15 protein-coding genes are annotated in these 13,179 nt (G+C 32.2%); 3 read left to right on the forward strand and 12 right to left on the reverse strand.

Going from position 1 to position 13,179, the window contains the following annotated elements; all coding sequences use genetic code 11:
* Window positions 1–8 precede the first annotated feature (8 nt).
* The 4 genes from ACM55F_RS08060 to ACM55F_RS08075 all read right to left on the reverse strand — a co-directional run bounded on the left by ACM55F_RS08060 (window position 9) and on the right by ACM55F_RS08075 (window position 2,619).
* The gene (locus ACM55F_RS08060; RefSeq protein ID WP_035671643.1) at window positions 9–326 is read right to left on the reverse strand and encodes a DNA-directed RNA polymerase subunit omega; all 318 of its coding nucleotides are present in this window, start codon (window positions 324–326) and stop codon (window positions 9–11) included.
* An 8-nt stretch (window positions 327–334) separates the two neighbouring features.
* Window positions 335–1,129 carry an outer membrane protein assembly factor BamD gene (locus ACM55F_RS08065; protein ID WP_416853304.1) on the reverse strand — a complete coding sequence of 265 codons (795 nt, stop codon included), beginning with the start codon at window positions 1,127–1,129 and terminating at the stop codon, window positions 335–337.
* A gap of 131 nt (window positions 1,130–1,260) precedes the next feature.
* A complete protein-coding gene (dapA, locus tag ACM55F_RS08070) occupies window positions 1,261–2,148 on the reverse strand; it encodes a 4-hydroxy-tetrahydrodipicolinate synthase (RefSeq protein ID WP_416853305.1) in 888 nt (295 codons plus the stop codon).
* Between the two features lie 6 nt (window positions 2,149–2,154).
* The gene (locus tag ACM55F_RS08075; RefSeq protein WP_416853306.1) at window positions 2,155–2,619 is read right to left on the reverse strand and encodes a DUF6913 domain-containing protein; all 465 of its coding nucleotides are present in this window, start codon (window positions 2,617–2,619) and stop codon (window positions 2,155–2,157) included.
* 101 nt (window positions 2,620–2,720) lie between these two features.
* On the opposite strand from ACM55F_RS08075, the gene ACM55F_RS08080 reads away from it, so the two are divergent.
* Both ACM55F_RS08080 and ACM55F_RS08085 read left to right on the forward strand, forming a co-directional pair.
* The gene (locus ACM55F_RS08080; RefSeq protein ID WP_416853307.1) at window positions 2,721–3,530 is read left to right on the forward strand and encodes a 5'-nucleotidase C-terminal domain-containing protein; all 810 of its coding nucleotides are present in this window, start codon (window positions 2,721–2,723) and stop codon (window positions 3,528–3,530) included.
* A gap of 205 nt (window positions 3,531–3,735) precedes the next feature.
* Window positions 3,736–4,647, forward strand: coding sequence for a bifunctional metallophosphatase/5'-nucleotidase (locus ACM55F_RS08085; RefSeq protein ID WP_416853308.1), 912 nt, complete (start codon window positions 3,736–3,738; stop codon window positions 4,645–4,647).
* Here ACM55F_RS08085 and ACM55F_RS08090 read toward each other — a convergent pair.
* The 6 genes from ACM55F_RS08090 to rpsF form a co-directional block, all read right to left on the reverse strand.
* The gene (locus ACM55F_RS08090; RefSeq protein WP_416853309.1) at window positions 4,633–5,325 is read right to left on the reverse strand and encodes a lysoplasmalogenase family protein; all 693 of its coding nucleotides are present in this window, start codon (window positions 5,323–5,325) and stop codon (window positions 4,633–4,635) included. The genes ACM55F_RS08085 and ACM55F_RS08090 overlap by 15 nt on opposite strands.
* Window positions 5,315–7,318 carry an NAD-dependent DNA ligase LigA gene (gene ligA, locus ACM55F_RS08095; protein WP_416853310.1) on the reverse strand — a complete coding sequence of 668 codons (2,004 nt, stop codon included), beginning with the start codon at window positions 7,316–7,318 and terminating at the stop codon, window positions 5,315–5,317. Before ligA ends, ACM55F_RS08090 begins: the two co-directional genes overlap by 11 nt.
* Before the next feature lie 76 nt (window positions 7,319–7,394).
* Entirely contained in the window at window positions 7,395–7,868 is a 474-nt protein-coding gene (locus tag ACM55F_RS08100) for a DUF6495 family protein (protein ID WP_416853311.1), read from the reverse strand.
* Window positions 7,869–8,007: 139 nt separating this feature from the next.
* The gene (gene rplI, locus ACM55F_RS08105; RefSeq protein WP_416853312.1) at window positions 8,008–8,451 is read right to left on the reverse strand and encodes a 50S ribosomal protein L9; all 444 of its coding nucleotides are present in this window, start codon (window positions 8,449–8,451) and stop codon (window positions 8,008–8,010) included.
* Window positions 8,452–8,516: 65 nt separating this feature from the next.
* The gene (gene rpsR, locus ACM55F_RS08110) at window positions 8,517–8,813 is read right to left on the reverse strand and encodes a 30S ribosomal protein S18 (protein ID WP_007138295.1); all 297 of its coding nucleotides are present in this window, start codon (window positions 8,811–8,813) and stop codon (window positions 8,517–8,519) included.
* 5 nt (window positions 8,814–8,818) lie between these two features.
* Window positions 8,819–9,160 carry a 30S ribosomal protein S6 gene (gene rpsF / locus ACM55F_RS08115; protein ID WP_416853313.1) on the reverse strand — a complete coding sequence of 114 codons (342 nt, stop codon included), beginning with the start codon at window positions 9,158–9,160 and terminating at the stop codon, window positions 8,819–8,821.
* Window positions 9,161–9,327: 167 nt separating this feature from the next.
* Here rpsF and ACM55F_RS08120 point away from each other — a divergent pair, with 167 nt between their 5' ends.
* Window positions 9,328–10,023 carry a LytR/AlgR family response regulator transcription factor gene (locus tag ACM55F_RS08120; protein WP_039110583.1) on the forward strand — a complete coding sequence of 232 codons (696 nt, stop codon included), beginning with the start codon at window positions 9,328–9,330 and terminating at the stop codon, window positions 10,021–10,023.
* A gap of 8 nt (window positions 10,024–10,031) precedes the next feature.
* Here ACM55F_RS08120 and priA read toward each other — a convergent pair whose 3' ends face one another.
* Both priA and ACM55F_RS08130 read right to left on the reverse strand, forming a co-directional pair.
* A complete protein-coding gene (gene priA, locus ACM55F_RS08125) occupies window positions 10,032–12,485 on the reverse strand; it encodes a replication restart helicase PriA (protein ID WP_416853314.1) in 2,454 nt (817 codons plus the stop codon).
* A 58-nt stretch (window positions 12,486–12,543) separates the two neighbouring features.
* Window positions 12,544–12,978 (reverse strand): DUF2147 domain-containing protein, encoded by a 435-nt coding sequence (locus ACM55F_RS08130; RefSeq protein ID WP_416853315.1) that lies wholly within the window; start codon window positions 12,976–12,978, stop codon window positions 12,544–12,546.
* Window positions 12,979–13,179 lie beyond the last annotated feature (201 nt).

A 13,179-nucleotide genomic window follows, 5' to 3' on the forward strand; every position in this document is an offset into this window, starting at 1 on the left:
TACTACTATTACTTATTTGAATCTCTGTGGTAAATTTTACCATCTAACCATTCTTGAACTGCTAAAGCGTGAGGCTTAGGCAATTTTTCGTAAAATTTTGAAACCTCAATTTGTTCTTTATTTTCAAAAACTTCTTCAAGACTGTCATTATATGTAGCAAATTCTTCCAATTTCTCAGTCAATTCTTTTTTGATTTCAGAATTGATTTGGTTTGCTCTTTTAGCCATAATGGTTATCGCTTCATACACGTTCCCAGTAGGTTCTTCAATAACATTCTTGTTGTATGTTATTGTATTTACCGGAGCATTCGTCTTTTTTAAATCCATGACTTTATTTATTTAGTAAATTTTTGTAAATCTTTTTCAATTCTAGCTAACATTTCATCAGCTTTCTTTTTGTATTGTGTATTTTCATCAAATTTTATTAAATTTGAGTGTGACACTACTGCAACATTTAATCGCTCTTCCATTTTTGCAGGAACACTATTGATTGCTAGTTGATAAGCCGAATCAAATTTGTAAAACAAAGCACTTTCTTTGAATGTTGTTCCTGGGTAATCAGCTATAAAGTTATCAAAAGCAACTATCGCTGATTTAAAATCTGAAATAGTATTATAACCTTTTGCATTTTCGTATACCTTTTTCTCTATTTTTTCACTTAGCGCTTTTACAGTTGTATTTGCTTCTGCCAAATATTCAGAGTTAGGATAAGTATCAATAAATGCTTGTAATTTATCTATCGCTTTCACTGTATCCACCTGATCAAGACTATACACAGGTGATAACATCGAATAACTTTTTGCCCCTAAATAAGCTGCTTCTTGTATTTTTTCGCTTTTTGGATAACCCGAAACAAAACTTTCAAATTGATATCCCGCTAAATAATATTGTTTGGTTTTGTAATACGATTGTGCAAACATGTAAAACAATTTTTCCGCCTGAGGTTTACCTCTGTATGCCGGAGCAATTTGTTCAAAAAGACGAATCGCTTTTGAATATTTACCGGTATCATACAATTTAGTAGCCATGTCAAACTTTACAGCAACATCTTCGGTTTTTAATGCTTTTTGATATTCGTTACAAGAACAAAAAAGGGTAACAAGAAGCAATAGAGATATTATTTTTTTCATTTTTTTACTTTTTTTACAATTTCTGTGTTGTGTTTAGTCAACAGAAAATCATACCGAAGTTTCGGTGGCAAATTTAGTTATTAATTTAGCTACTACAAAATATATTTTTGCATAAAAAAAGACACTGCTTTTTACGCTTGTTTATTCATTTTTTCAACAAATTGCCTAATTCTGCCAGCCAATGATTCATCTACTTTTACCAATGGTAAACGAACTGTATTTTCAGCGATTCCCAGTGACAGAAACACTTGTTTGATTCCTGCAGGATTTCCCTGCTCAAAAATCATATCGATACAATCCGATAAAAGGTATTGTGATTTGAATGCTTCTTCCACTTTTCTATTTAAACCCAATCGAATCATTTCAGAGAATTCTTTCGGAAAACCTTGTCCAATTACAGATATAACGCCAGACCCACCTGCCAAAACCATTGGTAAAGCAATCATATCATCGCCTGAAATCACAAGGAAATCCTTTGGTTTGTTTTTCAATATTTGCATCGCCTGAACAATATCTCCAGCCGCCTCCTTGATAGCAACCACATTTTTGAAATCATTAGCTAAACGCAAAACAGTTGATGGCAACATATTACTTGCTGTCCTTCCAGGAACATTATATAAGATTACAGGAATCGGAGAAGCTTCGGCAACAGCTTTAAAGTGTTGGTAAATTCCTTCCTGAGTTGGTTTATTATAGTATGGTGAAACGGAAAGTATTGCAGCAAACTGTGACAAATCTCTAGTTCTAAGCTCTTCTACAACCTTCATTGTATTGTTACCTCCAACCCCTAATACCAATGGCAATCTTCCATTATTAGTTTCTATTACCGTCTTAATAACTAATTCTTTTTCGTCTTGAGACAATGTTGCATTTTCAGCAGTTGTACCGAGTACTACAAGATATTCAATTCCATTATCGATAGAGAAATTTACAATTCTGTTTAATGCTTCAGTATCAATTGAAAAATCCTCGTTAAATGGCGTCACAAGGGCAACACCTGTTCCTATTAATGATTGCATATTGGATTATAATTTGTTTAAAAATTTTAAATATCTAAATAATTCGTGAGTGAAAACTTTATAATTTTCAGTATTGGTATTAATCATCAAGTGATTCAATCTTTTGTCGATTGATGAAAATCCAACTTTAAATTGTGCTTTTGAATTATGAGTAACAACCATTAAAATTGCCTTTTCAACATCATAATAACTGATTAGCAAATCAAACTGCTCATTTATAAAATCATTGGCCAGCGGGTCCGTAATCTCCCCTTTCCAATTGAGATTTTTTGCTCCAAAACCAGGATGAGTATTGCCCGCGCTTTTTTTAAATTTGTCTTTGTAAACAATAACTTTAATATTGTCTGCTGCAATTCCGTTTGCAATTAACTCGTTAATCAAAGCCTCCTTTTCCGAAAAATAACTGGTATCTATAAGTAAACCTACAGTTTGTATCGAAGTTGAAAGCGAACTGCTTTTAACATTATGCAAGCTGTTTTTTAATATTTTTTTTACAGAAAAATTCTTTATGTAATTTAAAAACATATTACTTTTACTTGATTACAAAATTAATTAATTAAGTCGCATTTGAAATGGTAAATCTAAAAAAGTATAACGATGTTTTAAAACTTTTTGTTATATTCTTAACATTTGTTTTTATTACTTCCTGTAGTAAACAAAATTATTACATTACAAAGATAGAAGGTAAAAGAATCCCAATTACCGAAAAGGAAAACCAAGCTCCTGACACCAGCCCAGATAGCGAACAGGCAAAGCAAATTGAAAACTTTATTAAACCCTACCGCGAGCACATTAATAAAGATTTAGACAGCGTTTTGGCGTATTGTCCGGAAACTTTAGATAAAAGTTCCGGCAAATGGCAGACTACTATTGGAAATTTACTGGCTGATGTTACTCTGGAGCGAGGTAATTTGGTTTTTAATGCCAGAGAAAAAAAGAATATCGATATCTGTTTACTGAATCATGGCGGTATTCGTTCTATTCTTCCAAAAGGAAATGTTACGAGCAGAACAGCTTTTGAAATTATGCCTTTTGAAAACAGTATGGTTGTCATTGCTTTAAAAGGAGCGCAAATTTTTGAATTAGTTGATTATTTTATAGCCGAGAAAAAACCACATCCTTTATCTGGTATAACCTTTACGATTGACAAAAATAACACAGCCAAAAACATCTTAGTTCAAGGAAAACCAATTGAAAAAGACAAAATTTATTATGTGGGCACCAATGATTATTTATCTAATGGTGGTGACAATATGGATTTCTTTAAAAAAGGCGTTGAGAAATATGTTTTGGATTATAAATTGCGAAATATTTTAATTGATTATTTCAAAGAAGTGGATTCCATTCCTGTTATAAATGATCTTAGAATTACTGTTGAATAGAAAAAGATTCATTTAAAAAGAAGAAAATAGTTTCATAAATATATAGCCCTAGCCCTGATGGTCGAATTGCTCTCGCAATTACCTTTATGTTTTTTAAAAACATAAAGATATAGCGTACAGCAGGACACGAGCGAAGCGAACTGACGAAGTAAATAGCTCCTGATTGTTTCTCCTCGCAATGATAATTAGATTAAAAAAAACAAAAATGAAAAGAAGAGATTTTATCGAAAAAACCGCTGCAAGTACCGCTTTATTGAGTTTAGGACTACCTTTAACCAGCTTTACATCCAGTGAGACGAAACACTTGACGATTCTACATACGAATGATGTTCACAGTTATATTGATCCTTTTCCTGCGGATCATCCCAGAAATCCTAATATGGGCGGCGTTGTACGAAGAGCGGCTCTTATAGAATCAATCAGAAAAGAAAATCCAAATGTGCTATTGCTAGATGCCGGCGATATTTTTCAGGGAACGCCGTATTTTAATTATTACGGCGGTGAATTAGAATTTAAATTGATGAGCATGATGCAATATGATGCTTCCACTATAGGTAATCATGATTTTGATAATGGCGTTGAAGGTTTGTATGCTCAAATGTCTCATGCGAAGTTTGAATTCTTATCAGCAAACTATGATTTTAAAAACACGGTGATGGATGGTTTTGCAAAACCGTACAAAATATTTAATAAAAACGGAATCAAAGTTGGTGTTTTTGGCCTTGGAATTGAACTCAATGGATTAGTGGATAAAGCAATGTACAAAGAAACTGTCTACAATAATCCTGTTGAGGCAGCGCAAGATATGGTTCGGATTTTAAAAAAAGAACAAAAGTGTGATTTACTAATTTGCTTGTCACATTTAGGGTATAAATACAAAGACGAGCCCAATAAAATTTGTGATTTAAAACTAGCTGAATTAACCCAAGATATTGACTTAATAATAGGCGGTCATACCCATACCTTTCTTGATAAACCAACTGTTATAAAAAATCTTGTTGGTAAAGAAGTTTTGGTAAATCAAGCAGGTTGTTACGGCATTAACTTAGGTCGAATTGATTTTTATTTGGATAATAATAAAGAGCTTGCATCCAAAGGAACATCAATTATTGTTTAATTTATTGATAAATTTGTCATTTGCAATAAAGTAATTGACCATGAAAAAATAAGAAATCACCTGAGTAGCCATTTCGATTAGACTAAAAACGGACAGTGATAAATAAAATCCATTTAGAACATAGAAAATATCAGAAAACATAAAAAAAATTGACATTAGAAGTAAATTTAGAAAAACAAAAGTGCCTTTTGCAACGTAATTCACAACAGACATACAAATCAACGCGCTTAATACAATACTATAAATTACAATAACTGAAAAATCTGTTTTCATTTTCTCAAATTGCAAACTCAAAATTGTAATCGATAAAATAACCAATACAATTATTACAATTAGCAATGATAAAATAGCTATTCTATCAAACTTTATTTTTTTTAAGCTTTGAAAAAGATGAACTATCAATAACATATAGACAATCAAAAAACTCAGAACAGAACCCGTTTCCGAATCATTATAATTCATCAAAATAAAAACATCTCCTATAAAAGAAAAGAGAAAAATGCCCGCTTTAATTAAATCAATTTTGTAATTATTTGTGGTTAAATAGTAAATAAAGATTGACGGGACTACAATAGATTTTGTATAAAGTACAAATGATTCCTGCCCTAGCAAATTAAATAAAACAGTCAATATGCAGGCGGAAAAATAAAGTATGAGTGAAGGTGTATTAGCTTTCATTTATCAGTTTCATAAAATCATCTTCAGAAATTATAGGGATATTTAGCTTACTGGCTTTTTCCAATTTAGCTGGCCCCATATTATCTCCTGCAACAACATAATCGGTTTTCGCAGAAATAGAACTTCCCACTTTGCCTCCGTTATCTTCAATTGCTTTTTTTAAATCATCTCTGGAAAATTTCTCAAAAACACCAGAGACTACAAAAGTTTTTCCAGAAAGTTTATTTGTGGCGTTTGGATTTATTTTCTCAACAATTTCAAATTGTACGCCATGTTTTTTTAATCTTTCAATAATGATTCTATTTTCTTGATTTTCGAAAAAGTCAATCACACTTTGGGCAATTCGTTCTCCAATTTCATCCACCAAAATCAAATCCATCAATGTGGCCTGACTTATTGCATCAATATTTTTATAATGCTTCGCTAATTTCTTAGCCACTGTTTCACCAACAAATCGGATTCCAAGAGCAAACAAAACGCTTTCGAAGGGAATATTTTTTGAATTTTCTACCCCTTTCACCAAATTTTCTGCTGATTTTTGAGCCATTCTTTCCAAAGGAAGAATTTGCTCCACAGTCAATTCATATAAGTCGGCATAATTATGAACCAATCCGTTATTGAAAAGTAATGCTACAGTTTCTCCGCCAAGACCTTCAATATCCATAGCTTTTCGAGAAATATAATGCTGTATCCTTCCGATAATCTGCGGAGGACAGCCATAAAAATTAGGACAATAGTGATTTGCTTCGCCTTCACTTCGCACTAACTCAGTATGGCATTCCGGACAATGGGTGATGTATTTTGTTGGTTCTGTACTTTCTTGACGTTTGCTCAAATCAACAGCAATAATTTTAGGGATTATTTCCCCTCCTTTTTCTACAAAAACGGTATCTCCTACACGAATATCCAGTTTCTCAATTTGATCAGCATTGTGTAAAGAAGCACGTTTCACTATGGTTCCTGCTAATTGCACCGGCTCTAAATTTGCCACTGGCGTGATTGCCCCAGTTCTTCCCACTTGATAGGATATGGAATTTAATTTTGTTGAAACTTGTTCTGATTTGAATTTATAGGCAATTGCCCAACGCGGAGATTTGGCTGTAAAACCCAATTCTTCCTGATAGTGAAAAGAATTTACTTTTACCACTACGCCATCCGTTTCATAAGGAAGAGTATGTCTATGGGTGTCCCAATAATCGATGTATTGAAAAACTTCTTCCAAGTTATGAGCAAGTTTTGCTTCTTTTGGTGCTTTAAATCCCCATTGTCTAGCCGTTTCTAATCCTTCATATTGTGATTTAAAAGGTAAATTATTTCCAATTAAAAAATACAACAAACAATCCAACGGTCTTTTTGCAACTTCAGCACTGTCTTGTAATTTCAAACTTCCCGAAGCTGTGTTTCTAGGATTTGAATACGGTAATTCCCCTATTTCGATTAAATCCTGGTTCATTTTTTCGAAACCGGCAAAAGGCAAAATGATTTCACCACGTACATCAAATGTAGAAGGAAAATTTCCTTTTAGCTTAAGCGGAATTGATTTTATGGTTTTAATATTATTAGTCACATCATCACCTTGAAAACCATCACCACGGGTAACTGCGCGTTTTAATTTTCCGTTTTCATAGGTAATACTGATTGATGCCCCATCATATTTTAATTCGCAGGTATATTCTAATGGAACTTCTCCTAGAACTTTTTGAATACGCTTTTCCCAATCCATTAATTCCTCCTTAGAATAGGAGTTATCTAATGAATACATTCGGTGTTCGTGAGGAACGGTTTGGAAGTTTTTTGTAATCGTACCACCTACTCTTTGCGTAGGAGAACTTTCATCAATATATTCTGGATATTTATTTTCTAAATCCTGGAGTTGTTTTAATTTTAAATCAAATTCATAATCGGAAATTGTAGGTTTATCTAACACATAATAATTATAGTTGTGTTGATTTAATTCCTCTCTTAAAGTTTCAATTGTATTTTGAATATCCATAGAAAATAAAAATTGGCTATTTTAGTTTTTTAAAAAGTGTACTAAAATAACCAAATTAAAAGAAACTGCAATACAATTATGACGCTATAATTGTATTTATTTGTTTGTATAAAAGGCCGTCACTTAAAAAAGAACCTTGCTGTATTAATTCAAAAATGGAAGTATTACGCTCATCGGTAAACTCTTTTTTCCCCACTTTCATTTCAATTGTATCCGTAAACATATTATCGCTAAGCCATTGCAATCCTTCTTTGGTCAGAAAATCAGTTTCTGGAACCAATGATTTCAAAACAACAGATTGAACATAAGTATCAAAACAATGAAAAAGGAAAATATGATTTTTAGAAAAATACTCTAAATATTCTGCTTTTGTTAGAACACCTTCCCAAATTAAATCAGAAAACACGTCTAATTCTTGTTCGGCAACTTCCGGTTTTTCAATTTTAATTTTATCCCACTCCCCTTTATCAATTGCTTGAGTAGCTAAAAAATTAGTGAATTCAGGCGTTAATTCTTCAAATTGTTCTTTTGTTAATCTTGAGTATTTCATGTCATTGCGAGGAACAAAGCAATCCCGTTCCAAATAATTAAAAGTTAATAATGATGTGATTGCTTCGTACCTCGCAATGACATTAAACAAAAAAAAATCCCGACTTCCATCGGGATTTAATTATATAAATTTAAAAAATTTATGCTTTTTCAGCAACAATTTCGTAATCTAATTCAACGATAACATCTCTGTGTAAACGAACGTTAGCAGTATATTTACCAGTACGTTTAACGATTCCACTTGTGATGAATTTTCTTTCGATTTGTTGTCCACCTTTAGCTAAAGATTCAGCGATATCAATATTCGTGATTGAACCGAATAATTTTTCACCACCTGCTTTTGCAAAGATTTTAATTTCGATAGCTTTTAAAGCTTCAGCTAATGCTTTTGCATCTGCTACAACTTTAGCTTCTTTGTGTGCTCTTTGTTTTAGGTTTTCAGCTAACACTTTCTTTGCAGAAGAAGTTGCTAAATGTGCGTGACCTTGTGGTATCAAAAAGTTACGACCGTAACCATTTTTTACCGTTACAATATCATCTTTAAATCCTAAATTTTGAACGTCTTGTCTTAATATAAGTTCCATGTTGTTGTCCTTTGTTATAGAAGTTAGGTTTCATGTTTCAGAAAACCAACAACTGAGTTAAATTATTATTTTAGTAAATCAGCCACATATGGCATTAAAGCTAAGTGACGTGCTCTTTTCACAGCAACTGACACTTTTCTTTGGTATTTCAATGAAGTTCCTGTTAAACGACGAGGAAGAATTTTCCCTTGCTCATTAACGAATTTCAATAAGAAGTCAGCATCTTTATAGTCAATATATTTGATACCTGATTTTTTGAAACGACAATACTTTTTAGTTTTGTTTGTTTCTATGTTTAAAGGCGTAAGATATCTGATATCTCCGTCTTTTTTTCCTGAAGCCGATTGTTGTAATGTTGCCATGATAATTAAGCTTTTGTAGATTTTAATTTAGTTCTTCTTCTTTCAGCCCAAGAAATAGCGTGTTTATCTAAACTTACAGTTAAGAAACGCATTACTCTTTCGTCACGTCTAAATTCAGTTTCAAAAGCAATAAGAACTTCTCCTGGAACTTTAAATTCGAATAAATGGTAAAAACCACTTTTTTTGTTTTGAATTTCGTAAGCCATTTTTTTAAGGCCCCAGTCTTCTTTCGATACCATCTCTGCTCCTCTAGTAGTAAGAAAATCTTCAAATTTGCTTACTGTTTCCTTTACCTGAACTTCAGATAAAACGGGATTTAAAATGAAAACAGTTTCATAATGATTCATAAATATTTTATTTATTTGTTAATTTGGCTGCAAAAGTAATCAATTATTTTAAATAAACAATGACATTTTTACTTTATTCGTTGTATGGTAAAAAAAATCGATAAAGATTAGTTTTTTTAATAAAATGTTGTTAAATTTACTATTCCAAATCTTAAATTTCAAAAATTATGAAACTTAATTGTGTAGTAGTTGATGATAGTTCCATTCAAAGAATGATCATCGCAAAGTTAGTTAATAATCATCCAAATTTGCATTTAATTGGAGATTTTTCTAATGCAATTGAAGCTAGAAGTTGCATGTCCGTACATAATGTGGATTTAATATTTCTAGATATTGAGATGCCCGTGATAAGTGGTTTTGATTTTTTAGATGGTTTAAAAATTAAACCACAAATAATCTTCATTACTTCTAAAGCGGAGTATGCCATGAAGGCATTTGATTATGATGCTACCGACTATCTGCAAAAACCTATTGCAATAGATCGTTTCAATGCATCGGTAAGAAGAGCAATCGATTTATATTCTCTTAAAAAAGAGAATAAAGAAGAAGAAGGCGAACATATTTTCATTAAGAGTAATCTTAAAAAATTAAAAATCTTCACTTCTAAAATTAAATGGATTGAAGCTTTTGGTGACTACGTTAGAGTGGTTACTGAAGAAGACAGCAACTTAGTGCTTTCTACAATGAAATCTTTTGAAAATGATTTGTCAAAAGAAAAATTCATCAGAGTTCATAAGTCCTATATTATAAATATAGACAAAGTAGAGCGTTTCAATAGCAAGTTTGCCGAAATTGGAATTACAAAAATACCTTTGAGTAGAAATAAAAAAGAAGATTTAGTTAAAGCCCTATCATTTGCCTAAAATTACTTTTAATAAAAATCGACGTTTAGCGCAACTTTAATAGCTCTATATTGAGCAACAGCCTCAAAACTATTCAATATCTTTTGGATAGTTTTTTTTGTGCTTACTACAGACATGTTTTGTGGAATTTTAATAATGATTGTTCGTATGTATTCATTTCTAATTCTATTTATAGCTGGTTCCTCAGGGCCTAATACCGGCATAGTAAGATTTTGGCTCATCACTTGATACAGCCACATAGCACCTTCCTTTAGCTTATCAAAATCACGCTGTTTTAATGTCAGTTTTATGATTCTGAAATAAGGAGGGTATTTATAAATTTGCCTGTCATACAATTGCTCCTTGTACATTCCCAGATAATCATTATTGGTTACCTGCTGTATCGTATTATGATTGGGATTATACGTTTGAATAATTACTTTCCCTTGTTTCTCCGAACGCCCTGCCCGACCTGCTACCTGAGTCATCATTTGAAAACTTCTTTCGAATGCTCTAAAATCAGGATGATACAACATATTATCGGCATTCATGATTCCAACCAAACTTACATTATCAAAATCCAATCCTTTGGCAAGCATTTGCGTTCCAACTAAAATATCAATTTCTCTATTCTTGAAACTATCAATAATTTTTTCAAAACCAAATTTACCACGTGTCGTATCCTGATCCATTCTTCCAGTTTTTGAATTTGGAAAAATAGAAATCAATTCTTGCTCTATTTGTTCAGTTCCAAAGCCTTTAGTAGTCAAATCAACACTGGAACAAGAATGACAATTTGTAGGTTTTGCCATGGTATACCCACAGTAATGACAACGCAACTGGTTTTTATGCTTGTGATACGTCAAACTCACATCGCATTGTTGGCATTGAGGAACATTTCCACAAGTGATACATTCTATTATAGGAGAATAACCTCTTCTGTTTTGAAATAAAATTACTTGTTCGCCTAATGAAAGTGCAATATTAATTTCTTCAATTAAAACATCACTGAAATGTCCTGTCATTTTTTTGCGAAAGTATTTATCTTTCAAATCCACCAATTCAATATTTGGCATCATGACGTTTCCAAATCGTTTCGAAATTTCGACTAAACCATATTTCTCTGATTTTGCATTAAAATAAGTCTCAATACTTGGTGTTGCCGAACCTAATAAAACTTTTGCTTTATGCGAATGAGCCAAAACAACTGCAGCATCACGCGCATGATAACGCGGTGCAGGATCTATTTGTTTGAACGTTTGTTCGTGCTCCTCATCAACAATTATAAATCCCAGATTATGAAAAGGCAAAAACAAAGCGGATCGCGCTCCTATTATTACTTGCGCTTTCTCAGAATTTACCAAAACTTGGTTCCAAACCTCAATGCGTTCATTATTGTTATATTTCGAATGAAAAACGGCTACTTTATTTCCAAAATAAGTTCTCAATCTTCCCACCAATTGTGTCGTCAAAGCAATTTCGGGCAATAAATACAATACTTGTTTTCCCGTTTCCAAATATTCTTCAATAAGCTTAATATAAATCTCCGTTTTTCCACTGGAAGTTACACCATGTAGCAAACAGACTTCTTTTTTAGTAAAACTATCTTTAATTTCATCAAAAGCAGTTTGCTGCGCTTGACTTAATTGCAGTTGATCTTCTCTTATTTTTCCATTGAAATTTACTCGGTCTTCCTGAATAAAATAATCCTCAAATATTTCTTTTTCAATTAATGCTTTTATAATTGCCGAAGAGGAATGAGCCGCTTCAACCAGTTTTTTAACAGTTATCGGTTTAGCTCCGCTTGTAGCGCTCAATTGAAAATAACTCAGTACAATTTCCTTTTGTTTGTTGGCATTTTTCAGGGTTTCCAACAATTCACCCAAACCTGCATTCGAATCGTATTTAGAATGCAAACGCACATAACGAACTAACTTAGGCTTGTAACTTTCTGAAATTTCTTCTTGAAGTACCAATATATTTTTGTCAATCAATTTTTGAATAACAGGAAAGATATTTTTTTTATTTAAAATAGCTATAATGTCTTGAACTTTGAGCGAACTTTGCTGTTGCAAAGCTTGATAAACCAGATATTCATCATCAGAAAGTAGGCTTTCATCCACAAACAAATCTTGCTTTTGAGAAATTATGGTTTCGCTTTCCAGCAAAAGTGCGCTTGGCATAGCGCCTCGATACACATCCCCAATAGCACACATATAATAAGAAGCTATCCATTGCCAATGCGCAATTTGGATTTCAGTAACGATGGGATTTTCATCCAGAATTTGGTGAATTTCTTTGGCTTCGTATAAAGTGGGTTCATTTTGATGAGTTTCAATAACTAATGCCGTGTAAATTTTACTTTTACCAAAAGGTACCGCAACACGCATTCCTTTCTTGATATAATGAAATTCAGCTTCAGAAACGCTATAGGTAAAGGTTTTGGCAAGAGAAAGGGGTAAAATTACTTCGACGAAATGCATTTTTAAGTTTTAGGTATTTATTATTATTTGGACAGGTATTGAATTCATTCTATTTGAATTAACTTTTTACTCTGTACCAATATTGTGTTCGTCCAAACAATGAAATCCCAATAAAACCTCGAACTTTAAGTTTGTCTTTTGATTCTAATGTAATGAAACATTTATAAAGTTTCCCGTTTTTAGGATCTAAGATTTTACCATTAGTATACACATCTCCGTCTTTTTTCAATCCCTTAATTATAATCATCCCAAGAATAGGTTTGTTTTTATCCTCGCCTGAACAACTCGTACAAACTTTTTTTCTATGTTCTTCTTCGAGAATTTCAATTACTTTACCATAAATCTTTCCAGATTTTTCATAGATTTCCACTATTGATTTGGCTTTTCCAGTTTCATCATCAATAGTTTTCCATTTACCAATAACCGTTTGATTTTGACCATAGAAAATGGTAACAAAAAACAGTGCTATAATAACAAATCTACTTTTTTTCATGATGGTTGATTTTTTGCTCTCGCAAATTAGAGACCGCAAATTAATTAATTGTAAAATTAAACATTAAAAAGGAAAAGATTGTAATGAATAGCAGGAAATAGCTTCCTAACTTCATTGGATTAAATCCTAAAAATTATTATTTTAAAATTGTACAGCCTGTTATTTCGAAAACGTTTGAAACTTTAAATTTTGCTTCTTTAC

The sequence above is a fragment of the Flavobacterium melibiosi genome (assembly GCF_048158545.1).
In the GTDB taxonomy this organism is placed as follows: Bacteria; Bacteroidota; Bacteroidia; order Flavobacteriales; family Flavobacteriaceae; genus Flavobacterium; species Flavobacterium melibiosi.